This window comes from Sinanaerobacter sp. ZZT-01, assembly GCF_035621135.1.
In the GTDB taxonomy this organism is placed as follows: domain Bacteria; phylum Bacillota; class Clostridia; order Peptostreptococcales; family Anaerovoracaceae; genus IOR16.
The window spans coordinates 1,101,428-1,125,932 of the sequence record NZ_CP141728.1 but is presented as its reverse complement, the minus strand read 5'-3'; the positions used below and the strand labels follow the sequence as shown (position 1 = coordinate 1,125,932).

Here is a 24,505-nt window from a genome sequence, read left to right as displayed (position 1 = left end):
GCTGTTTTTTATTGATAAACTAGACTGTTTTCTAATAAAAAAAATAAAATTTTTCTTTCTTGACAGGGACACTACTTTGCATTACAATATAGATACTACTTTGCAATGCATAATACCAAGAAGGAGGTTTTATTTAGATGAAACGAAGGAAATTAATGAAAGAAATGGCTCGCTATAGTAATGAGCTAACCGAGGAGAATCATAAGCTCTTTGATAAAATTTTGTTGACAATCCGCTTTTCCAATCTTTCTGAGACGGATGCGGAAGAGTTTAGCCATCACTGTTTAAATTTATTTTTACAAGCACAGCAGGAAGGCATTCCGGTAAAGAGGATTTTAGGGACAGAGGATATCGATGCATTTTGTGAGGAGTATATTGAGCAGGTATACGGTTCCTACAGCCTGCTAAAAAAGATTTTGCTAAAAGTGTCTTATATCCCAATGATCCTTTTATTATTTACAGGTTTTTTTGGAATGTTTGTGAATATATTGCTGCCTGTGTGGATCGCTCAAAAAGCATTTACCTTTCATGTAGCAATCCCATTGTCTTTGGTGATAAATACTATATTTGCAATTGTAGTGGTATATGCTGTAGTGAATAAGTTGGACCAATGGCTTCTCGCTTGGGATGATATGGAGAAGAAGCAGAAAAGAAAATGGACTTTTTATCTTTGGGCTGGAAATGTCTTAGTCATTGCTGCATTTGTTCTCAGTGGATTTTATCTAAGGCAAATATTGTTTCAGATAAATGTCTTATTGTTTAGTTTGGTTTGTGTATTTTTAGACCGGCTGCTTGACTACGTATCAGAAAAAATAAATTAGGAGACGGTGAAATGAATAATAAATCACAGTTATTAAAAGGAAGCTTAGAAGGCTGTGTGTTAAAGATTATTGACTTAAAAGGAGAAAGCTACGGATACGAAATTGCAAAACTGTTAAAAGAAAATGGTTTTGATGATATTTCTGAAGGAACGCTGTATCCTTTATATACGAGACTACAAAAAAATAAATTAATCGAAAGTTTTATGCAGAAATCCGATTTGGGACCGTCGCGGAAATACTATAAATTAACAGAAAAAGGGCATCAGGAATTGTTTGACTTTGTTTCTGGATGGAAGCATCTGACAAGAAGCATAGATGGTATTTTAAATGGGAACATTGAATAAATAGGAATGTATTTTAGAGAATAGCCTCTTTTATTTACAAGTATATTATGGTAAGATTCGATAGAACAGCATCGCAGAGAAGATTGCGGTTGCAAGATTATAAAGGAGTAATAGAATGAACGGTCAGAAGTTTTCACCCATAAAATTTCAAGATGGAATGCTTTTGATTTTGGATCAGACAAAGCTTCCCACAACAACAGAATACCTTGAGATGCATACAAAAGAGGATGTTTGGCATGCCATTCATAAGCTTCAGGTTCGAGGAGCGCCTGCTATTGGGATTGCAGCCGCCTATGGAAGTTACATTTCCGTAAAAGGAAGTATGGAACAGGATTACGAGGGTTTTTATACGGAATTTTGCATGGTAAAGGATTATTTGGATTCGGCAAGACCGACCGCAGTTAATCTTTCTTGGGCTCTTTCACGGATGGAACAGTGTGTGAAAGAAAATAAAAGCTGCACAGTGGAAGAGATAAAAGGTGCAATGCTGAAGGAAGCAGAGCGGATAAAAACGGAAGAAGAAACCGCATGCCTGGCGATGGGTGAATACGGACTTTCTCTTTTGAAATCAGGAATGGGCATTCTGACACATTGCAATGCGGGTATCCTTGCCACTTCAAAATACGGGACGGCTTTGGCTCCGCTCTATGTCGGGCAGGAACAAGGATATGCATTTAATGTATTTGCAGATGAAACAAGGCCTCTTTTACAGGGGGCAAGATTGACTGCATGGGAACTGAATCAATCCGGTATCCCTGTGACATTGATTTGCGACAATATGGCATCTATGGTCATGAAGAACGGATGGATTGATGCGGTACTGGTGGGATGCGACCGCATGGCGGCAAATGGCGATGGGGCAAATAAGATTGGAACTTCTGGTGTTGCAATTTTAGCAAAGGAATATGGCATACCATTCTATATGTGCGTTCCGACATCTACCATTGATTTTGACACTCCAAACGGGGAAGAGATCAAAATTGAGCTGCGTAGTGGGGATGAAATTTCCCAAATGTGGTACGAGAAGGAGATGGCACCTGCCGGCATTCAAACGTATAATCCAGCCTTTGATGTAACCGAAGCGAAGTATATTACAGCAGTGATCACAGAGAAGGGGATTGCATATCCACCCTATGAAGAGAGTTTAAGGGGTTTGCTGGAAAAATAAAGATTTACTTTACCCTATAAAAATGTATTGACAAGTTTTTTGTAAAATGATAAATTATTTCTAATCAAGTAGCAATTAAAGACATTGACCAGAAACAAGTAATCTTATGGTATAACAACAGAGAGCAGCCGGATGGTGAGAGGCGCAGGTAAAACATAAGACGAATACATTCTGTGAGTTGCTCACCCAAAGGATTTCCGAGTAGGCTGAGACGGCTGCACCCGTTATCGTGCTGGAGTATGTTTGTACTCGACAAGGCAGAAACTGTGAAGTTTGTGTAAATAGAGGTGGTACCGCGGGAAGTCCTCCCGTCCTCTGAGGAAGCTCAGAAGACGGGATTTTTTTATTTAATAGAAAAAAAGCTGTTTCAGCACTTATTTTATGATAGTAAAACCTGAAATCCGCCTTTATGGGTGAGTGGAATTATAGTTTTGTAGGTCTGTAGTTTTGTAGGTTTGTAGAAAGAGGAGTAAAAACATGATCATCAAAGTATTTTTATTAGCATTATTTTTTGCTATGACGGTAGGTGTGGGTGTTTTCTGTAGAAAGCATACTGCGAGTGTAGGAGATTTTGTACTTGGAGGAAGGAATGTCGGTCCTTGGGTGACAGCATTTGCTTATGGAACTTCCTATTTTTCCGCTGTTATTTTTGTCGGCTATGCAGGGCAGTTTGGTTGGGCATACGGAATGTCTGCCACATGGATTGGCATAGGAAATGCACTGATTGGGAGTCTTTTGGCATGGGTTGTATTAGGAAGACGTACACGTATTATGACAAAGCATTTTGAGTCAGCTACCATGCCTGATTTTTTTGCAAAACGATACCAGTCGGAATCTTTGCGCGTGATTGTATCTGTTATCATATTTATATTTTTGGTACCGTATTCTGCATCGGTATATAAAGGTCTCTCCGGTTTGTTTGCTATGGCATTCGGAATTAATTTTGCATACTGCATGATCGGCATGGCAATTCTGACTGCAGTTTATGTGATGGTAGGCGGTTATATGGCAGCTGCATTGAATGATCTAATACAAGGAACCATTATGCTCTTAGGCATTGTAGCAGTTATTTGGATGACACTTCACAGTCAAGGGGGACTGATGGGTGCGATGGTTGGGATGTCAAAGATAGAGAACGTTTCAAATCCAGCATTTAAGGGTGCATACACTTCTTTTTTCGGACCGGACCCGATTGGACTTCTTTCCGTTGTCTTATTAACAAGCTTAGGAACATGGGGCCTGCCGCAGATGGTTCATAAATTTTATACTATAAAGAATGAAAAGGCGATTAAAACCGGTACGATTATTTCAACCCTGTTTGCATTGGTAGTAGCCGGTGGGTCCTATTTTCACGGTTCCTTTGGAAGACTGTTTATCCGTGCAAATGCGGATGGAAGCGTTGCATTTGATGAAATTGTACCGACCATGATCGGAAATAACCTGCCGGATGTTCTAATTGGAGTGGTAGTAATACTCGTGCTTTCTGCATCCATGTCAACACTTTCGTCTTTAGTCATTGCATCGAGTTCAACCTTTACTTTAGACTTTTTAAAACCATTATTTTTTAAAAACATGGATTCCAAAATGCAGATTTTATTTATTCGAGTGCTTTGTGGCTTGTTTGTACTAATTTCTGTATTGATTGCGCTGCGTCCGAATCAATTGATTACATCTTTGATGTCTCTGTCTTGGGGTACCTTGGCAGGATGCTTTTTAGGGCCTTTTATCTATGGATTATTTTGGAAAGGAAGCACAAGACTTTCTGTCTTTGCAGCATTTCTTTCAGGAATTGGAATCAATGTTTCAAATTTATTTCTACATTTTACAACGCCGGTTATTGCAGGCGCAGGTTCCATGCTGCTATCGCTTTTGATTGTCCCGCTGATTAGTTTTATGACTCCGAAACTGTCTGCATCGTTTGTAGAGGAAACCTTTGCTTGCTATGATGAGAAAGTTATGGCCGCACATAAGATGGTTTTAAATGAGGATGAAGATCAGCAGTAAGGCAAAAAAGTAAGTAAGCATGGAAAAAAAGATGAATCAGCGTAATGAAAATCAAGGTCGATTAATGTAAAATGCCGTAGATTCTTTTGATATTATAGTTTTTTTAAATAAAATAACTAGGAATATTACTTGATGCCCAAAAAAGAAACGAGTATAATAAAAGCGAACTGCAAAAGGTAAAAATTAGCAGCAGTTCGCTTTTATTATATGTTTTATTTAAAGGAGGAATTACTTATGTTCAAAAAGTTTACGAATGGCTGTGTTGCATTAGTTCAGAGATTCCTGCCAGATCCATTTATTTTCTGCGTAATTTTAACCGTATTTGTATTCGTAGTAGCGATACCGGTTACTCATCAAGGCCCGCTTGAAATGGTGGCGCATTGGGGAGGCGGTATTTGGACATTACTGGCATTTTCAATGCAGATGGCACTTGTTTTAGTGCTTGGGTCCGCGCTGGCAAATGCTCCTGCCGTCAAAAAAGTGGTGGTAAAACTGGCATCCATTCCTAAGACTCCGTTTCAGGGAATTGTTTCAGTCACTGCATTCTCAATTCTTGCTTGCTGGATCAATTGGGGATTTGGATTGGTTGTTGGTGCAATTTTAGCAAAAGAGATTGCGAAGCAGGTTAAGGGAATTGATTACCGGCTTCTGATTGCATCTGCATACTCGGGTTTTATCATTTGGCATGCAGGGTTATCTGCATCTATTCCTTTGACGGTCGCAACGGGAGGAGAAGCGCTCACGGTCGCAACGGGAGGTGCAATTACAGAGGCAATTCCGACGACTCTAACAATCTTTTCTTCATATAACTTAATTATGTGCGCAGCAGTATTTTTCATTATGCCATTTGTAAATGCTGCAATGCATCCTTCTGCAGATAAAGTTATCATGATTGACGCAAAGTTGCTAAATGAAACAACTTCAGAATCAAGAATTGCTGCAACTCCAGCTGAAAAAATGGAAGATAGCCGCATTATGAGTGGCTTAATTACAATATTGGGGCTTGCTTATATTATCATGTACTTTAAAGATAATGGGTTTAAGCTTGACTTAAACATCGTTAATACAATCTTTTTAATCGCAGGCATTTTATTGCATGGGACACCAATGCATTATGTCAATGCCATTGGTGAAGCGGTAAAAGGCGCGGGTGGAATTATCTTACAGTTCCCGTTCTATGCGGGTATTATGGGTATGATGACTGGTATGGGAGCTGATGAGATTTCATTAGCCGGAGCGATCAGCAACTGGTTTGTTTCAGTTTCCACAGCGACAACATTCCCGATCTTTACTTTCTTAAGTGCAGGCATTGTAAATTTGTTTGTACCTTCCGGCGGCGGACAATGGGCAGTTCAGGCACCAATTATGATGCCGGCTTCTTTAAAACTAGGCGTAGAGCCCTCTGTTACCGCTATGGCGATTTCATGGGGGGATGCATGGACGAATATGGTTCAGCCGTTTTGGGCATTGCCGGCATTAGGAATTGCTGGACTTGGTGCTCGTGACATCATGGGTTATTGCGTGATCTGCTTATTGGTAGTCGGATTGATTGTATGTGGTGGATTCCTCTTCTTAACGTGATTTTTGATGAGAAGGGCAAAGAGAAATCCCGAAGATAGAATTGTTTATAAATAGAGCAGCGTGCTTTGAAATTTTTCAAGCCACTGCTTTTTACATTTTAAAGGAAGGTTTATCTAAAGTTATTTATAAAAACATACAACAGGGGGGAAGATGTTTCAGATTGGTGAATTTTCAAAGTTGACACAGGTATCAGTTCGTATGTTGCGATATTATGATGAAACTGGATTGTTAAAACCTGCAAAAATTAATAAATTTACAAACTATAGGCTTTACTCTACGGAGCAAATAGAGCTTTTAAATAAAATTATATTTATTCCTTTGAAAAAGATATAAAGATATAAGAGGATTTCATATTGACTCTCACATTGTGTCAGGGTTTACACTGTATTTATAAATCAATACAAAATGTGGAGGGAATATTATGAAACAATTACAAGTCAACCCAATTGCACTTACTACCTCACAGATTATTCATATCGATAACGAGCAAGGAATCATTCAAGTCGCTTATATTGATGCAGATGATAAGACACCACTTCTTGATATTAAACCTTACGCTCCTAGCCTTGATCGAGTTGAACAGCCTGAATTACCAAATTGGTGCAGCTATTGGCCAAAAAGTACGGAAGAATCAGGAGACTTTGACTGGGAAGATGAATTTAATTTTTAAAAAAGTAAATTCATTTTATATCCAGCGGAAATAGAGATATTTCTCTTCAAGCTTTCCCTCAAAAAAGCTGCTTTATTTTTAAAAAAGTAATTGACATGAAAAAGTTAGAATGGTATATTAATAGTGGTTAGCAAAAGCTAACCGCTATTTTATATGAATAAGGCATAAATGAGGTTAGCGTTGCTAACCACTATTTATACTAAAGAGTTAGTAAGAGCTAACATTTAAAAGGAGTTGATGATGATGCCATTGACATTTACAAAGGTTGGAGAAGTAAAATGCATTGAAAGAATTAATGGTAAGGATGAGACAAAGCGCTTTTTAAACAATTTGGGCTTTGTTGAAGGCAGTGAGGTTTCCATTATAACGGAAATTGCAGGGAACTTAATTGTGATGGTAAAAGACACTCGTGTTGCAATCAGCAAGGAAATGGCGAATCGTATTGTCGTATAAATTTAGAGACGGAAGGGAGAGGCGATAATGTATACATTAAAAGAAGTGAAATGTGGTCAAACCGCAACGATTAAAAAACTCCATGGTGATGGTGCGGTGAAACGCAGAATTATGGATATGGGGATTACAAAGGGAAGCGAAGTATATATCCGAAAAGTAGCACCTCTAGGCGATCCAATTGAGATAAATATTCGCGGATATGAATTATCCATCCGTAAGGCAGATGCAGAAACAATCGAGGTAGAACTGGCTTAGCCGTAAGACATTGAAATAATAGATAAATGTTCTAACATAAAGTTAGCCTAAGCTAACTAAATAAAGGAGGAAAAAGATGTTGAAGATTGCTCTTGCCGGTAATCCGAACAGTGGAAAAACGACATTGTTTAACGCACTTACAGGTGCAAAACAATACGTTGGAAACTGGCCCGGTGTTACCGTAGAAAAGAAAGAAGGACGGATAAAAGGACACAAGGACGTACAATTAATTGATTTGCCCGGTATTTATTCGCTTTCTCCGTATACTTTAGAGGAAGTTGTCTCAAGAAATTATTTGTTGGACGAAAAACCGAATGCAATTATAAATATTCTTGATGGGTCTAATTTGGAACGTAATTTATATTTGACTACACAGCTTGAAGAACTCGGAATCCCAATGGTGGTTGCGATTAACATGATGGACGTAGTTAATAAAAACGGAGACAAGATTGATTGTGCGAAGTTATCAAAGTCACTTGGATGTCCGGTTGTCCCGATTTCTGCAATGAAAGGAGAGGGGATTGCGGATTTGATAGATAAGGCAATTTCAGTCTCCGGTGCTTCAAAATCCACTAAGCCTTTGAAACGCTTCTCGGCAAAAGTAGAAGAAGGGCTTGATGAAATCCAGAAACAGCTACCAAAGGAAATTGATGAACAACAGAAACGTTGGTATGCTGTTAAGCTCTTTGAAAGAGATGAGAAGGTAACACAGCGGATTAAGAAAACAACAAAAGTGGAAGCGCTGATTAATGAAATAGAGATGGAAATGGATGATGATTCAGAAAGTATCATTATCAATGAACGTTACCAATTTATAGGAGAACTGATTAAGAAGTCTTATTTAAAAAAGAATAAATCAAGAATGACTACATCAGATAAAATTGACCAAATTGTAACCAATCGTCTCTGGGCACTCCCGATCTTTGCAGTCGTAATGTTTGTCGTGTACTACATATCAATCACGACAGTGGGAGATATTGTAACCGGATTTACAAACGATACGTTATTTGGAGAATGGATATCAGAACCGGTTGCAGGCTGGTTGGAAGGTATCGGCGTAAGTGCTTGGTTGGTCGGATTGATCGTAGATGGTATTATTGGTGGCGTTGGTGCGGTATTGGGATTTATTCCACAGATGTTCATTTTATTTGCGATGCTTGCACTCCTGGAAGAATGCGGCTATATGGCACGTGTTGCCTTCATTATGGATCGAATTTTCCGCAGGTTTGGACTTTCCGGTAAATCATTCATTCCGATGTTAATCGGTACTGGCTGTGGAATTCCGGGGATTATGGCATCTAGAACCATTGAAAATGAAAGCGATCGAAGAATGACAATTATGACGACCACTTTTATGCCTTGCGGAGCAAAGATGCCAATTGTAGCGTTGATTGCAGGTGCTTTATTCGGAAGCGCTTGGTGGGTTGCCCCTTCCGCTTACTTTGTAGGAGTTGCAGCCGTCATTATATCAGGACTTATTTTAAAGAAAACAAAAATGTTTGCAGGAAAACCGGCGCCATTTGTTATGGAGCTTCCGGCTTATCACCTTCCTACAGCGGGAAGTGTTTTCCGCAGCATGTGGGAACGTGGAAGTTCATTTATTAAAAAAGCAGGAACCATTATATTGCTTTCCAGCGTTTTAGTCTGGTTCTTATCTTCTTTCGGAATGGTAGATGGAAGCTGGCAGATGGTTGAGGATATGGATGAAAGCATTTTAGCTGTTATCGGAAACGGCGTTGCTCCTATTTTCGCGCCGTTAGGATTCGGTGCTTGGCAAAGTGCAGTTGCGACTATTATGGGTTTAGTTGCAAAAGAAGAAGTTGTTGGAGTATTCGGAGTCCTTTATGGTGTATCCGGGGATGCACTTGAGATGGTAGAAGAAGGAACATTTGGACCGCTTGGACTGATTGCTCAGCATTTCACAATGCTTTCGGCATATTCGTTCTTAGTTTTCAATCTTCTTTGCGCTCCTTGCTTTGCGGCAATTGGTGCAATCCGAAGAGAAATGAATAATGCAAAGTGGACTGTATTTGCAGTTGCATACCAGTGTATCTTTGCTTATGTTATGGCATTTATGGTTTTCCAGTTTGGTTCCTTAGTCAATGGAACGTTCGGTGTAGGCACAGTAATTGCGTTTGTCCTTCTTGCAGGGGTACTGTACTTATTATTCCGACCTTATAAGAAGGTAAAAGAACCGGAAGAGGAAATGGATGATTTGATGCTATCAAAAGGGATGAACTAAATAAAGAAGCAGCTTTACGCTGCTTTTTTATAACACGTTGGTTAGCGTAAGCTAACTAATAGGAGGAAAGAAATGAGTGTTGTAATTGTAGGAGGAAACGATTGCATGGTATGTCAATATAAAAACCTATGCAAGAAGTATAAGTGTAACGCAAAAGTGTTTACACAAATGAGCGGAACCTTAAAAAATAAAATAGGGACACCGGATTTAATGATTCTTTTTACCGGCACAGTTTCACATAAAATGGTAAAATGTGCATTAAATGAAACAAAAAATGGAACGACAAAGATTGCTCGTGCACATTCCAGTTCCATTTCAGCGTTAAGAATAATATTGGAAGAGCATATCTCATAAACTTACTTTTGTTTTATGATAAAACACCCGCTTGAATTTTCGCCAGACGGGTGTTTTTGTGCTGTATAGGGAAGGGAATGAATCGATGAATCCGCAGGATTGGGAAATAGCAGAACGTATAGCATTAATGAGAAGATAAGGCATATGAACAATAACTAAAAGATGATAGCGTGTGCAATTTTGATTTCTTTATGATAGAATAGAAACGAAATGAATGCAAGGAGAACAATATGTCATATAAGGTTAAATTGGACGTATTTGAAGGCCCTTTTGATTTGTTAGTGTATCTAATCGAAAATGCTGAAATGAATATTTATGATATTCGGGTGTCGGAAATAACCGCACAATATTTAGCGTACATTGAGCAAATGAAGAAGCAGGATGCAACAGTCGCAGGGGAATTTATGGTTCTTGCGGCTGCTTTGATTGAGATAAAGTCGAAAATGCTGCTGCCGAGGGCTAAGATCGAAGGAAAGCCGGATGAAGAAGACCCTAGAGATGAACTGGTGCAGAAACTCTTAGAATATAAGAGATTTAAAGGTGTTGCTGGATATTTCGAGAAAAGAGAAGAATATATGCAGGGTATTTTTACAAAACCCCAGGAAGAGCTTTCACCTTATACTCTGAAACCGGATGAATATTTAAATTTAGATATTGGTCAGTTTATGAAGGCATTTCAAGTATTTTTGAATAAGAAGAGAAAACTGGAGGATATCAAAAAAAGATATGCTCGAGTAGAGCGGCAGCGCATGTCGGTTGAAGCACGAATTGAGCAGATCATAGGTTTTTTCCGGACGAAAAGAAAAGGAACGTTTACTGAGTTATTAGCTGGAAAAACGAGTCGATATCATGTTGTGCTAACTTTTATGTCTATGCTGGAGCTTTTAAAACAGAGAGCGATTACCGTCCATCAAAGCGTCAATTACGGAGAAATTACCCTGACATTATGTCAGGAAAAAGGACAAATACAAATAGAATCAGGGGGAACTTCCTATGAGCAGTAAAAAAAAGATAAAATCCATTTTTGAATCGATTTTGTTTGTATGGGGAGAACCGCTGGATGTGAAAATTGCGGCAGAAATTCTCAATTTACCTTGGAAAGAGGCATATGAATACTTCAAAGAATTGCAGCAGGAATATGAAGTACAGGAAAGAGGCATGCAAATCCGTGAGATAGATAAAAGTTTTCAATTATGCACAAAAGAGGAAAACAATATTTACATAGAGCGTCTTTGTACGCCGATAAAAGAAAAACGTTTATCCCAGTCCGCATTAGAAGTTCTAGCAATTATAGCGTATAAGCAGCCTGTAACGAAGGGAGAAATTGAATCCATCCGAGGAATTAAGTGCGACCGAGTTATAGAAGGACTTATGAAAAAGGAATTAATTGTGGAAGCCGGACGTTCGATGTCGATTGGCAGACCGATTCTGTACGGTACGACAAAAGAATTTTTAAAGCACTTCGGTTTTTCATCTATAAAAGAATTGCCGAATATTGACGATATTGAAAGCGTTGTCAAAGAAGAGAATTCGGGCCATTTGGATTTTCAGCAAATTGCTATTGATTTTGAAAAAAACTAAGTAGAAATAGTATCCATAAATTACCATAAAGAAAAAGGAAAAAGAAGCGAAAATTTGTACAAACTAATCGTATGAAAAAGAAATGGATATTTACAGGAATCATTATATTGTTTGTTATGACTTTTTACAGCCGTATGGCAGTTACGCAATATACCGTTTATACAGAAAAATGGGAAAAGGAGCAAGCACTGCGCATCGTGCTTCTTGCTGATTTGCACAGCCGCTACTATGCAGAAGGACAAGATAAATTAGCTCGGTTAATTTTAGATCAAAAGGCGGATTTAATCGCACTTTCCGGGGATATCATCGATGACCAAATTCCAACGCAGGGTGCGTTTGAACTCATAAAAAAAATTGAGGGCAGTGCACCTATTTTTTATGTAACAGGAAATCATGAATGTGAGCGAGATGACTTAGATGATATTCTTACTGAGTTAAAAAAGTATAGTATAAAGGTATTAGACGATAAAGAAGCGGTGTTTGTATTTAAAGGACAGAAAATACGCATAGCCGGTCTTGAAGATCCTTGCAATCGAGATTGTAAAATGACAAAAAAAGACTGGATTTTAGAGAAAAAAAATTTATTTCACAAACAAGAGGATACAGTTTCTATTTTGATTTCTCATCGTCCGGAGCTTTTTTATTTATATGACCGATGGGGGTTTGATTTAGTTTTGTGCGGACATACACACGGCGGATTTCTTCGCATTCCGGGACTTTTAAATGGACTGTGGGCGGCTGACCAAGGTTATTTTCCTAAATATGCGGGCGGATTATATTTCCATGAAGGAAAGGCTGGTAATTATGCGCAAGTTGTAAGCCGCGGATGCGCAGTCAACCCGATTGTTCCTCGTATCTTTAATCCGCCTGAAATTGTTGTCATCGATATTAAAAATAAAAAATTGAAAAATACAGAGCTGCTGTAATTAATAATTTAAGTGAGAGCCAATTCCAACCGAAGACAAAACGGGCGGAATTGACTCTTTTTATTATGCCAAAAATGCCCGTATCGTGACAGATTTGTCACACTTATGAGAAAATTAAGAAACAAAAGCTGCTTGTATATTTGTTAATTATATAAATATAATTAATTTTCTGACTTAGAATATCAATGGATGTCAGCAAATTTGAAAATAAAAGACAAGCTTTAATTTTTTATTGGCATGCGTTTTGCTTTTTAACAAAGTGAGTGTGTAAATCTTGCTGCAATTGGAGGTTATATACATTTTCAGAATAAAACAGAAATTATAGCATTAGAGATTATCGAGAAAAGGAAAGGAGAAAAAATATGAGAGAGTATATGCCATACGGCGAAGAAGCGCCGTTCATCAAAGCGGGACCATTTAAAATCCGTTTTCCATTCATTCATTATCGATTTGAGGTAGCAGATTACATCCAAGGCCTGCTTATGTGTGCTGTATGTCTCGGTGCAATTCCGCTTTTACAGGATGCGTTAAGTATGCCTTTTGAGGTTGCACTTGCAGTTGTTATTTTAAACGGATTTTTTTATACGTGGCACACGTTGCTTGGAGATCCGGTTGTTCCGGGCTGGATTACACCGGCAATTCCATTGCTAACCGCGTATTGTCTGACTTTTCCTGCAGGTCATGCGAGAATGCAGGGCTTGGTTGCATTTGAAATTACACTTGGAATTTTTGCTATTTTATTAGGATTAACTGGTGTAGCAGGAAAAATTATTTCTCTGATTCCACCCGCAATTAAATCCGGAATCATATTGGGCGCGGGTATTTCTGCCATTACCATGATTTTCAAAGAAGGCGGAAAATTTGAGATGATGCCTTATACAACTGCTATTTGTTTGATCGTTGCGTTTTATCTGCTTTTCTCAAACGGATTTAAACGGTTAAGCACAAAAAATAAAGTATGGGAAACGATAGCAAATTTAGGAATTTTACCTGCTGTTTTAATTGCAGTTATCGTCGCACCACTCGTAGGAGAAAGTGCGCTACCTCACATTGAACTTGGCTTTAGTAATCCCGATTTTCATACTTTGTGGACGGATTGGGTACCTTGGGGGGCAGTTGGCTGGCCAACACCAATCATGTTTTTGAAATCAATTCCGACCGTGTTAGCAATTTATATTGTGCTATTTGGTGACGTTGTACAGAGTAAAGCACTGGTGCATGACGCAGATGTCGCAAGGGATGACGAACTCATTGACTATAATCCCAATCGTGCACATTTAATCTTTGGTATCAGAAACACCATTATGGGAGTAATCGGGCCGGATATCACCATGTGCGGACCACTTTGGGCAGCCATGCAGGTTGTTGTATGTGAACGTTATAAGAAAGGCAGAAGAAGCATGCAATCGCTGTTCGGCGGCGCAGCCTCTTTCCGATTCGGAACGTTTACAGGATACTGGTTATTACCGATTGTAACTTTGGTACAACCGATTTTATCTGTGGCGTTGGCTTTGACGATGATTGTTCAGGGATTCGTAAGTGTACGTATTGGCGTACAACAGTCTCAAAGCTTTAAGGATTTAGGGATCGCTGGTGTGATAGCCGGAGCGCTACTGGTAAAAGGCTCTGCCTTTGGACTCGCGATTGGAGTGCTTGCATGTCTTCTGTGCTATGGAAAAGATTTTCTTAAAGGAGACGCTACTTTTGGGCATTTATGGTCAAAAGAAGTTGAAATTATGACCCAAGAATCCGGTAATTTGGAAGCGGATGAAGAAATTGCTTAATAAAAAATAGTATTGGAGTGACTACTTTGGAAGAAAAAATAAAAAAAGTGATAGAAGATAAAGTAAACCCCATGTTATCCGAGCATTACGGAGGAGCAATGCTGACCCGATTTGAAGATGGTGTTGTCTGGATCCGTATGACTGGTGCATGCGGGCAATGTCCTTCTGCACAACAGACGATAGAAGGAGCTGTAAAGGAAATTATAACAGAAAACGTTGAAGGAGTTACGGATGTCTGTCTTGATACCTCGGTGAGTGAAGACTTGCTTGATATGGCTCGCAAAATACTGAACAAAGAGGTTTAATACCGGCAATTCAATCACTACATTGATGTTTGCATATAGAGTTAAGGTTTATGTAATTCGATTAAAAAATTGTATTAAATCGGATTCATGAGAAGGAGGAGTTTGGATATGTTAATGACGGGAAAACAGTACATTGAAAGCTTGAAAAAGTTGAATACGAGAGTGTATATGTTTGGAGAAAAAATTGAAAATTGGGTGGATCATCCTATGATTCGGCCTTCCATCAATTGTGTGGCAGTTACATATGACTTAGCGCAAGATCCGCAATATGCAGACCTTATGACTGCAAAGTCAAACTTGACCGGCAAAACGATTAACCGTTTTGGACACTTACACCAAAGTACAGATGATCTTAGAAAAAAAGTGAAGATGCAAAGACTTTGCGGACAAAAAACAGCAAGCTGCTTTCAACGTTGTGTTGGGATGGATGCTTTTAATGCAGTCTTTTCTACTACCTTTGAAGTAGATAAAAAATACGGAAGTACATACCATGAGAACTTCAAGAAATTTTTAAAGATGGTACAGGAAGAAGATTTAGTAGTGGATGGCGCTATGACCGATCCAAAAGGGGATCGCGGTGTTGGTCCATCTGGGCAGAAAGATCCGGATTTATTTGTGCATGTAGTGGAGAAAAGAAAAGATGGAATTGTTGTTCGTGGTGCAAAATGTCATCAAACTGGGTCCATTAATTCACACTGGCATTTGATTATGCCTACACAGGCGATGCGTCCGGAGGATAAAGACTATGCTGTTTCATTTGCATGTCCTTCTGATGCAGATGGCATATATATGATATATGGCAGACAGTCCTGTGATACCAGAAAGCTTGAAGAAGATGCAGATGTTGATCTTGGAAACAAGCAATTTGGCGGGCAGGAAGCTTTGGTTGTATTTGACGACGTATTTATTCCAAATGAATATGTTTTTCTAAATGGAGAATCCGACTATGCAGGAATGCTTGTAGAACGCTTTGCAGGATATCATAGACAATCTTATGGTGGGTGCAAGGTAGGTGTAGGTGATGTTATCATCGGTGCAGCGGCGCTTGCAGCGGATTATAACGGAGCAAATAAGGCATCTCATATTAAAGATAAACTAATCGAAATGACACACCTGAATGAGACTTTGTATTGCTGTGGAATTGCCTGTTCTGCAGAAGGATATCCAACTGAATCCGGAAATTATCAAATTGACCTTTTGCTTGCGAATGTATGTAAACAAAATGTTACAAGATTTCCATATGAAATTGTAAGATTGGCAGAAGACATTGCAGGTGGATTAATGGTAACGATGCCTTCCGAGAAAGACTTTAAATCGAAAACTAAGGTAGGGAAAAACGGAGAAACAATTGGAGAAGTTTGCAATAAATACTTTGCTGCTTCCCCGGTATGCACGACTGAGGAAAGAATGAGAGTTCTGAGATTCTTAGAAAATATTTGTCTTGGTTCTTCCGCAGTTGGTTATAGAACTGAATCAATGCATGGTGCAGGTTCTCCTCAGGCACAGAGAATCATGATCAGCCGCCAGGGCAATATTAATGCGAAAAAAGAATTGGCAAAAGAAATTGCCGGAATCAAATAAAGATCTGCCATTGATTCTTTTAACTCTGCATAGTATGATAAAAGAAAAATTATGTGGGGCGGTTTTACCGTCCCACTAATAATACACGGAGGAAGAAAGAATATGAAATGTGGTGTTAGATTTTGCGGAGGATGCAATCCGAGATATGACAGAGGAAATGCTCTGGAAGAGATAAAGAAATCATTAAGTGACGTTGAGTTCGAATATGCCTGTGAGGGTGTAACCTATGATGTTATTTTAGTAATAGGAGGCTGTACAAATTGCTGTGCTTCTTATGAACAATTTAAAACTAGAGAAGGCGTTATTAAAATGTGGGACTATGGCGACATAGACAGGATTGTAAAAGTCATTCGTGATTTAAGTTAAAGAGGTGAGTGTTTTTTAATCCTCACCGAAGTGATTTACAAGGAGGACTTAAGTATGGATTGGAAAGCAATTTATGACAGCCGTAAATGTACGGCAAAGGAGGCTGTCAATAAGATTCATTCAGGTGATACGGTAGTCTTGGCTCATGCAGTAGCAGAGCCGCCGCTTTTAGTAGAAGCTATGGTGGCGAATAAAGAAGCGTATAAAAATGTAACGGTATCGCATATGGTTACATTAGGGAAAGGAGAATATTCCTTACCGGAAAATAAGGAGCATTTCACTTTTCGAGGCTGGTTTACGAGTGCAACGACAAGAAAATCGCTGGAACAGGGGCATGGACAGTTTGTTCCTGTGTTCTTTCATGAAATTCCGGGTATGATTCGTAAAGGAATTTTTAAAGTCGATGTATTTATGGTCATGGTATCCCCGCCGGATGAAAATGGGTTTTGCAGCGTCGGAGTATCGTCTGATTATACAATGCAGGCAATGAAATCAGCGAAAATTGTCTTAGCAGAAGTCAATGATCAAGTTCCTGTGGTTTATGGAGACACTTTTGTACATGTGAATCAAATTGACGCATTTGTAGAAAGCTCTCATCCGCTCCCGGAAATCGGAGTTCCCAAAATTGGTGAAGTAGAAACAGCGATTGGAAAGAACTGCGCTTCCTTAGTTGAAGACGGTTCCACATTGCAATTGGGAATCGGCGCGATTCCGGATGCTGTGTTGAGCCAATTAAAAGATAAAAAACATCTAGGGATTCATTCCGAAATGATTTCAGATGGTGTAGTTGACCTTTATGAAGCCGGAGTTGTGGACTGTTCTCAGAAATCGATTGATAATGGAAAGATGACGGTTACCTTTTTGATGGGAACCAAACGTCTGTATGATTTCTGTAATAAAAATCCTATGGTCGAGATGAAACCGGTTGATTATGTAAATCATCCATCCATTGTCGCACAATCCTCAAAGCTGGTTTGCATCAATGCTTGCCTAGAGGTGGACTTTATGGGGCAGGTTGTATCAGACGCCATTGGAATCAGGCAATTTTCCGGTGTTGGCGGTCAGGTTGATTTTGTTCGAGGAGCGGCCATGTCACTCGACGGAATGGCAAAAGCAATCATTGCTATGCCTTCTACTGCGTCGATGAAAGATGGCAGTAAGGTTTCCAAGATTGTACCTTATATTGCACATGGTGCAGCAGTCACGACATCAAGGCATGATGTCGATTACATTGTAACGGAATATGGCATCGCACAGATGAAGGGGAAGTCTCTTCAGGAAAGAGCGAGAGCGCTGATTGAAATTGCGCACCCTGATTTCAGAGAAGAACTTGGAAAAGAATTTGAAAAAAGATTCCATGTAGAGTTTTAAGTATGTTAAAATAAAGAGAGTCCATAATGATGTTTTTTCACTATGGACTTCTTTCTATTTTTACTTTAGATAGTGACACGTGTGGAGAATTCTTATGTTTAAATCGGTTCAAACAAGAGCAATGTTTTATTTGGTGTGCATTGCAATCAGCTTGCTGATTATTATTAGCTATGTTTTGGTAGCAGGCATAGAAAAAATAGGTCATGGCATGCAGGAAAGAACACTTGAAGATCGAACACATTTACTTTCTGAGTGTTTTCAAGCGGTAAGCCAGAAAGAAGGGGCTATTACGCCGGAAGAAGCCTATCTGATCATTCGAAATTCAAATTATATTAATGAAGATGTCAAAGAGAACAGCTTTCTGATTAATAAAGAGAAAAGGACAATCGGATATTATGGATGGGAACTTCCTTATGATTTGACCTTTTCCAAGCAATCCTCCCTACAGCAAATTTATAAAAAAGGGGAAAATTATATTTCACACCTTACCTCATTGGATCAAATTGCGGGGCTTGAAGGTTGGTATGTCTGTTCAGAAGACAGATATTCAAAAGTTTTTCGAGACATCAACAATATAAAAACAGGAACCATTGTTTTACTGGTTATTCTATTGTGCATTTTATGGCCGCTTTCTAAACGGATCTCTAAAAAGATAACAAATCCAATACGTGACCTTTCAAAATCGGCGGCTCGCATCGCTTCTGGAGATATCAGCCAAGAAATTAAAGCAAAAAATAAAGATGAGCTGGCGGACATTGCCGCTTCCTTTAATTTAATGTTAAATCATTTGAAGTCGACGATGCAGCAAGTTCTGACGAAGTCGGGAGAAACGGCTTCTATGCATGAAATTATGGAATATGCAGAGCAGGCATATGAAAATCTTTTAAGCGGAATTATAAGCATTAATAATATTGGAGAAATCACAACTTTTAATGAGGCAGCTGAGCAATTAACTGGATTAAAGGCAGAAGAAGTACTGGGCTTAAATGTGCAAAATCCTATACCGAAAGAAATTAAACCATTGATAGATACGTTGAAACGCTGTCTGGCAAAAGGAAGTTTGCAATTGAAGACCTTAGCAGATATATATAATACACATGGAGATAAAATTCCGATTTTATACAGTGTTAAAATTCAATTTGGTTTAAAAAAGGAAGTCATCGGTGCGATCTGCGTGTTCCGAAATATCCTAGACATTCAGAGGTTTGAAGAAAGTACCAATCGAACAAAAAATTTAAAAGCCTTAGGAGAGATGAGTGCCAGCCTGGCACATGAAGTGAAAAATCCTTTGACAAGTATCCGAGGGTATGCACAATTGGCAAAGCTAGAATTGACAGAAAATGAATTAAATGTAGAGGGACTTGATATCATCATTCATGAAGTGGATCGCTTAACGCAGATGCTTGACCGCTTTATGCATTTTGCAAGACCGAAAATCCCTGTTTTAAAGGAAGTTGACTTACGGAAGACGATCAATTATGTAATTACCTTGCTGCAAAATGATCTTCCGAAATCGATAAAAATAAATACCGTATTTAATGATATTCCAAATGTGATGGTAGATGAAGAACTCTTTGAACCTGTAATTTTAAATCTCTTGCTCAATGCGGTGCAGGCGATGCCGCATGGCGGCGTGATTACAATTAAAACAGGCTACAATGAGAACCGTAAAATGGTGTTCACAGAAATCATCGATACCGGCGAAGGAATACCAAGAGATCTGTCGGAACGAATCTTCGAGCCGTTTTTTACGACAAAAGATATCGGTGCTGGCATGGGACTTGCCATCTCATCTAGAATTATAGAGGCCCATAAGGGCGTCTTGGAAGTGGAGAGTGTAGTAAAAGAAGGAGCTAAGTTCACCATTCTATTACAATCAGTTGAAGCCAGACCTTGGATTTGAGAAAGGGGAAGAAATGTGGGACAGATAAATATTCTGGTAGTTGATGATGAGCAGCATGTCAGACAGCTCTTAAACAAGGTTCTAACAAAAGAAGGATACCAGGTATGTACTGCATGTGATGGATTAGAAGGGTTAGAGATACTTCAGACCATCAATGTGGACATCATAATCAGCGATATTAAGATGCCTAAAATGACGGGGATTGAATTTTTACATCGAGTGAAGGAAATGGATCCTGAGATTGCTTTTATTTTAATTACGGCATTTGCAACCATGGAAACTGCAATTGATGCATTAAAAAGCGGTGCGCAGGATTACGTAACCAAACCTTTTGACATTACGGAGATTTTAACAGCAGTAAAAAAATTATGTCTGCCTGTTCAGAAAAGAGATCCTTTTGGGGGCCTTCTTTTGGGCGCAAGGGAAACCCAGTACAGTATAAGCAGCAAAAGTCCGAAGATGCAGGAGGTTTTGCAGCTCGCAAAACAGGTGGCTGCCTGCGGTTCAACGGTATTGCTTACGGGCGAGACCGGAACGGGAAAAGGCTATATTGCAAGAGCCCTTCATCAATGGGGGCTCAGGAATGATAAACCGCTTATCAATGTGAACTGCGGAGCAATACCGGATAACCTGTTGGAAAGTGAATTGTTCGGATATGAAAAAGGTGCATTTACCGGAGCGGTATCATCTAAGCCTGGACGTTTTGAATTAGCAGACGGAGGAACGATATTTTTAGATGAAATCGGAGACATTTCGCCGTCACTTCAAGTTAAGCTGCTTCGGGTATTGCAGGAAAAGACCTTTGAACGGCTGGGTGGAATTCGCTCTGTCAAAGCAGATGTCAGAGTCATTGCCGCAACAAATAAAAATCTTTTAAAGGAAGTACGGGAAGGCCATTTTCGAGAAGACTTGTATTATCGGCTTAATGTAGTTCCGATTCACATTCCTCCTCTGAGAGAACGTGTGGAAGACATTGAAGATCTCGTAACGATTTTTTTAGAGGATTCTGCACGGATCTCAACTACAAATACACGAAAAGAATTGACAAGTGAAGCAATGAAATGTCTTAAGGCCTACAGCTGGCCGGGAAATATCCGAGAGCTGGAAAACATTATTGAGCGTTGTGTTGTGATCTCTTCCGGAAACACGATCCATGTGGATTCTTTGCCAATTGAAGTTCGTGAAGAAAAAGAGGTTTCAAAGAGTTTTCATAAGAAACAGGAGCCGATGTTGAACAATGCGATTGACTCAATAGAAAAAGAAGTGATTCAAAATGCGATGACTGAGAGTGGCGGCAATAAAACGAAGGCAGCGCTTGCTCTAGGCATCAGCAGGCGCTCACTCCATAGAAAACTTCAGAAATACGCAATGAATGATTAAAGGAACGACTGTCTTCTTCCTAAGTAAAAATATTCTTTAGTCTTTATGAAAAGGATTTGAAAGAAAAGAAGGTTAAGAATATAATAATAAAGTAGTGCTTTAGGTACAGTTTTACATGCTTGCAGGAAGAAAGGATACAGGATGAATAAGACGGTTGGAATTAGCTGTGCGGTAGGAGCGGCATTTATTTATGGGTTTGCACCACTTTTGGCAAAAATTGCTTATATGGACGGCTGCAATACGATTACCTTAACCTTTTTTCGAAGTTTAATCTCTTTTCCCGTGATGTTTGCCATTCTAAAAACTAAAAAAATACCAATTAAAGTATCTCGAAAAGACTTTTTTACCTTAATTATACTCTCTTTTTTAGGGGCCTTCGCAACGGGACTTATGCTTTATGGAGCTTATAATTATATATCAGTTGGCTTGACAACTTGCATTCACTATGTTTATCCGGTTTTGGTAGCACTTGTATGTGTTCTGTTTTTTAAAGAGAAAATCAGCATGACAAAGCTGGCTGCAATGGGACTTTCTATCATTGGTCTCTTATCCTTTTTAGAGGGAGATTTGCAGGTGAATTTTATCGGAATTGCATTGGCATTAGGCTCCGGTATTGCCTATGCTGCTTTTTTAGTTGTAATGGATAAAACAGAAATTAAACATCTTCATCCATTTTTAATTTCATTTTATTGTGCCTCAGTCGCGTCGGTATGTCTTTTTATCTTTGGAACAGCAACGAATCAAATCGTTTATCACATTGCACCCAGAGGATGGGTTTTGATGTTTGTCATGGCGATGGGGGTATCTGTAATTGCCAATTCAATTACACCGATCGCTGTCAAAAATGTTGGACCGACCGTGACTGCGATTTTAGGTATGTTTGAGCCAATTATAAGCGTGATTTTAGGAATTTTGTTTTTAAAAGAGGCGTTTACATTCCGAAGTGTGGTGGGCTGTATATTGGTCATTTTATCAGTGGTGATGCTGACCTTGGAACGAGACAAAACAAATGAAAAATTAGAATAAAATAGTATGGAACAATGCATATCTCCACTGAAAAAGAAATATTCTTTTTTAAAGGAGATTTTTTTTATGCTTAAAAGTAGGGATACAAAAAAATTATTAATAAGAGCCATGAGCATGGTCCTTATAGTAGGAGCTTTTATTTTTGGTGCGAAGTTTATGGAAACAGACAAGAACACAAAAGGGAAGCTTCGTGAGGTTCCTCCGAGAGAAGCAACGGAGGAACAAGTATCTGGTAATTCGGTTATGAAACTTCCGCAGGAACCGGAAATTTCTGCACAGACTGCTATTGTAATGGATTTAAATTCAGGAATGGTACTTTATGAAAAAAAAAGTCAAGAGAAGGTATACCCTGCCAGTACTACAAAAATTTTAACGGCATTGCTTGCGATTGAGCAAGGTGATTTAAATGATGCAGTTACGATTTCAAAGACAGCATCCGGTGTAGAAGGATCATCCATTTATCTCGAAGTAGGGGAAAAAATATCGTTAAAAGACTTGGTGTATGGCTTGATGCTTCGATCGGGAAATGATGCAGCGATTGCAATTTCAGAAAAAATATCAGGAAGTGCCGCGGCGTTTGTAGAAGAAATGAATGAGAGAGCAAGAGAAATCGGTGCCGAACATACACACTTTATGAATCCAAACGGACTGTATGACGATGAGCATTATACAACAGCCTATGATATGGCATTGATCGCAAGACAAGCCATGCTGAATCCTGCGTTTAAAGAGGTTGCAGCATCAAAAAGCTGGACTGCAGAACGTGGAGAAGGAAAATTTAATGTGTTTTACAATAAAAATAAAGTTGTGCAGGAGTATGAGGGTGGTACCGGGGTTAAGATTGGTTATACGAAATCATCAGGAAGAACCTTGGTCGCTTCGTCAAAACGAGGGGAAATGGAACTGATTTGTGTGGTTATGAACGATCCGAATTGGTTTGAAGATTCCTATCAGTTAATGGATGCAGTATATGATTCCTATGAACAGGTAACCATTGCACAAAAACAGCAGCGCTTAAAAACCATTCCGGTTGAAGGCGGAGTAAAAGAATACGCTTATGTTGGAACAAAAGAGCCTGTTTTATGTCCGGTATTGAAGGAAAATGAAGAAGCAGAAGTCAGCATTCAATATGTGCTGGGTTTTCAGTGCCAAGCTCCGGTACGTAGATGGCAGGAGGCGGGTATGCTCAATGTATATGTGAACGGTGCTTATGTACATTCCGTTCCTCTCTATTTTCTTGAAGATATTGATGCACTTTAAAGGGAAGTGTTGTCACCAATTTCACTTCGCTTCAATATTTTAGTATTGTAGTAAAAAAAAAAGGGGGCATCTAAATGAACTACAATACTTATGATTGCATTGATGCGGGAACTGAAAATTGCCCTTGTTATCTCGCGCTTACAGGTGATTGCTTGATTTGCAGCCGTTTGCAAGGCAAGGATTGTTGCGATTGCAATTGGCGTGGCGTTTGCATATATAATGAATTTGTGCAGGGGAATCGGAAAGTAAATAATCCTAGAGCAGAATTTGAAGCAAAGATATTAGAAAAAAAATTCTATCTGGATGATTTGGTTATTTTTGTATTAGACGTAGGAAAGGGATTTGCAATTAAAGCAAGTCATCCCGGCTCCTATGTTTTTTTAAGAGGAAGAGAGAGCAGCCATTTTTATGATTTGCCGATTTCTGTCATGCATGCAGATGTAGAGAAGGGAACCATTCATGTTGCAGTAAAGATCATTGCATTGAAAACAAAGGCATTGCTGGAAGAATCGGAGCGCTTTATCTTGCGAGGGGTATATCGAAATGGAATTCAAGGAGTCAGTGCACTTCGACCATCAAGGACAAAGGGGCAAAAAATATTATTGATTGCAAAAGGAATCGGAGTTGCTCCGGCAATCTTAACCGCAAATGCACTGCGCCGTCAAAATAAAGTGGATTTTGTTTTGGACACTGAAAAAATAAGCACAGAGCTGATTCATGATTACCTAGAAGGGAAATATAAAATCGGAGATGTAAAAGAAGAGATAAATTGCAGCGATGAACTGGGGACGATCAAATATCTGACTTTGAATAATGAGGAGGATCAGAAAGATTTGCTTCGTTTGTTAAAGAAAGAAAACTACGATTGTGTTAGTGTGCTTGCTTCAGACTATTTTGTGGATACGATTGGTGCTTTGGTACGTAAAACGTTACCAGAAGCAAAATTTGCAAACAGCAATAATTTCCGTATCTGCTGCGGAGAAGGGATCTGCGGAGCCTGCTCGTTTGTCAATGATGCAGGAGAGACTATAAGGATGTGTAAATGTCAGAGAAAGGAATAAACAGAATTGGAGAATCCGGAGTGATAGCACCGGATTCTTTTTTCATGTAGAAGACAATCGAAGTGTATC

General features: G+C 39.1%; 22 protein-coding genes, 2 pseudogenes and 1 other annotated feature. All 24 genes and pseudogenes read left to right on the top strand.

Annotated elements, in window-relative coordinates; all coding sequences use genetic code 11:
* Positions 1–137: 137 nt before the first annotated feature.
* The 24 genes and pseudogenes from U5921_RS05495 (at position 138) to U5921_RS05380 (ending at position 24,436) form a co-directional block, all read left to right on the top strand.
* Positions 138–821, top strand: a complete 684-nt coding sequence (locus U5921_RS05495) for a hypothetical protein (RefSeq protein WP_324825461.1) — start codon at positions 138–140, stop codon at positions 819–821.
* 11 nt (positions 822–832) lie between these two features.
* Complete coding sequence (locus tag U5921_RS05490) at positions 833–1,165, top strand: PadR family transcriptional regulator (protein WP_324825460.1); 333 nt, start codon at positions 833–835, stop codon at positions 1,163–1,165.
* A gap of 115 nt (positions 1,166–1,280) precedes the next feature.
* Positions 1,281–2,333, top strand: coding sequence for an S-methyl-5-thioribose-1-phosphate isomerase (gene mtnA, locus U5921_RS05485; RefSeq protein ID WP_324825459.1), 1,053 nt, complete (start codon positions 1,281–1,283; stop codon positions 2,331–2,333).
* A 75-nt stretch (positions 2,334–2,408) separates the two neighbouring features.
* Positions 2,409–2,652, top strand: a binding site (T-box leader).
* 158 nt (positions 2,653–2,810) lie between these two features.
* A complete protein-coding gene (locus U5921_RS05480) occupies positions 2,811–4,337 on the top strand; it encodes a sodium:solute symporter family transporter (RefSeq protein WP_324825458.1) in 1,527 nt (508 codons plus the stop codon).
* A 234-nt stretch (positions 4,338–4,571) separates the two neighbouring features.
* A complete protein-coding gene (locus U5921_RS05475) occupies positions 4,572–5,918 on the top strand; it encodes a short-chain fatty acid transporter (protein ID WP_324825457.1) in 1,347 nt (448 codons plus the stop codon).
* A 150-nt stretch (positions 5,919–6,068) separates the two neighbouring features.
* Positions 6,069–6,233, top strand: a pseudogene (locus U5921_RS05470) (MerR family DNA-binding transcriptional regulator); the annotation flags it as partial.
* Between the two features lie 124 nt (positions 6,234–6,357).
* A pseudogene (locus tag U5921_RS05465) lies at positions 6,358–6,588 on the top strand (TrmO family methyltransferase domain-containing protein); the annotation flags it as partial.
* Positions 6,589–6,831: 243 nt separating this feature from the next.
* A complete protein-coding gene (locus tag U5921_RS05460) occupies positions 6,832–7,041 on the top strand; it encodes a FeoA family protein (protein WP_417765042.1) in 210 nt (69 codons plus the stop codon).
* Positions 7,042–7,068: 27 nt separating this feature from the next.
* Positions 7,069–7,296 (top strand): ferrous iron transport protein A, encoded by a 228-nt coding sequence (locus tag U5921_RS05455; protein WP_324825455.1) that lies wholly within the window; start codon positions 7,069–7,071, stop codon positions 7,294–7,296.
* Between the two features lie 76 nt (positions 7,297–7,372).
* Positions 7,373–9,538 carry a ferrous iron transport protein B gene (gene feoB / locus U5921_RS05450; RefSeq protein WP_324825454.1) on the top strand — a complete coding sequence of 722 codons (2,166 nt, stop codon included), beginning with the start codon at positions 7,373–7,375 and terminating at the stop codon, positions 9,536–9,538.
* A 72-nt stretch (positions 9,539–9,610) separates the two neighbouring features.
* Positions 9,611–9,892, top strand: a complete 282-nt coding sequence (locus U5921_RS05445; protein WP_324825453.1) for a DUF2325 domain-containing protein — start codon at positions 9,611–9,613, stop codon at positions 9,890–9,892.
* Positions 9,893–10,122: 230 nt separating this feature from the next.
* The gene (locus U5921_RS05440) at positions 10,123–10,896 is read left to right on the top strand and encodes a segregation and condensation protein A (protein WP_324825452.1); all 774 of its coding nucleotides are present in this window, start codon (positions 10,123–10,125) and stop codon (positions 10,894–10,896) included.
* Positions 10,886–11,473 carry an SMC-Scp complex subunit ScpB gene (gene scpB / locus U5921_RS05435; protein WP_324825451.1) on the top strand — a complete coding sequence of 196 codons (588 nt, stop codon included), beginning with the start codon at positions 10,886–10,888 and terminating at the stop codon, positions 11,471–11,473. The genes U5921_RS05440 and scpB overlap by 11 nt, the downstream gene beginning before the upstream one ends.
* Before the next feature lie 116 nt (positions 11,474–11,589).
* Entirely contained in the window at positions 11,590–12,399 is an 810-nt protein-coding gene (locus U5921_RS05430; protein WP_324825958.1) for a metallophosphoesterase, read from the top strand.
* A 362-nt stretch (positions 12,400–12,761) separates the two neighbouring features.
* Entirely contained in the window at positions 12,762–14,183 is a 1,422-nt protein-coding gene (locus tag U5921_RS05425) for a solute carrier family 23 protein (RefSeq protein WP_324825450.1), read from the top strand.
* Positions 14,184–14,209: 26 nt separating this feature from the next.
* Positions 14,210–14,488: a NifU family protein gene (locus U5921_RS05420; protein ID WP_324825449.1), complete on the top strand. Its 279-nt coding sequence runs from the start codon at positions 14,210–14,212 to the stop codon at positions 14,486–14,488.
* Positions 14,489–14,596: 108 nt separating this feature from the next.
* Entirely contained in the window at positions 14,597–16,069 is a 1,473-nt protein-coding gene (locus U5921_RS05415; protein ID WP_324825448.1) for a 4-hydroxyphenylacetate 3-hydroxylase family protein, read from the top strand.
* Between the two features lie 102 nt (positions 16,070–16,171).
* Complete coding sequence (locus tag U5921_RS05410) at positions 16,172–16,435, top strand: hypothetical protein (RefSeq protein ID WP_324825447.1); 264 nt, start codon at positions 16,172–16,174, stop codon at positions 16,433–16,435.
* Positions 16,436–16,489: 54 nt separating this feature from the next.
* On the top strand, positions 16,490–17,806 hold the full coding sequence (locus U5921_RS05405; RefSeq protein WP_324825446.1) for an acetyl-CoA hydrolase/transferase family protein: 1,317 nt from the start codon (positions 16,490–16,492) through the stop codon (positions 17,804–17,806).
* A 94-nt stretch (positions 17,807–17,900) separates the two neighbouring features.
* Complete coding sequence (locus U5921_RS05400; RefSeq protein ID WP_324825445.1) at positions 17,901–19,709, top strand: ATP-binding protein; 1,809 nt, start codon at positions 17,901–17,903, stop codon at positions 19,707–19,709.
* 15 nt (positions 19,710–19,724) lie between these two features.
* A complete protein-coding gene (locus U5921_RS05395; protein WP_324825444.1) occupies positions 19,725–21,089 on the top strand; it encodes a sigma-54 dependent transcriptional regulator in 1,365 nt (454 codons plus the stop codon).
* 141 nt (positions 21,090–21,230) lie between these two features.
* Complete coding sequence (locus U5921_RS05390; RefSeq protein WP_324825443.1) at positions 21,231–22,115, top strand: DMT family transporter; 885 nt, start codon at positions 21,231–21,233, stop codon at positions 22,113–22,115.
* Positions 22,116–22,181: 66 nt separating this feature from the next.
* The gene (locus U5921_RS05385) at positions 22,182–23,375 is read left to right on the top strand and encodes a D-alanyl-D-alanine carboxypeptidase family protein (RefSeq protein ID WP_324825442.1); all 1,194 of its coding nucleotides are present in this window, start codon (positions 22,182–22,184) and stop codon (positions 23,373–23,375) included.
* 74 nt (positions 23,376–23,449) lie between these two features.
* A complete protein-coding gene (locus U5921_RS05380) occupies positions 23,450–24,436 on the top strand; it encodes a hypothetical protein (RefSeq protein WP_324825441.1) in 987 nt (328 codons plus the stop codon).
* Positions 24,437–24,505 lie beyond the last annotated feature (69 nt).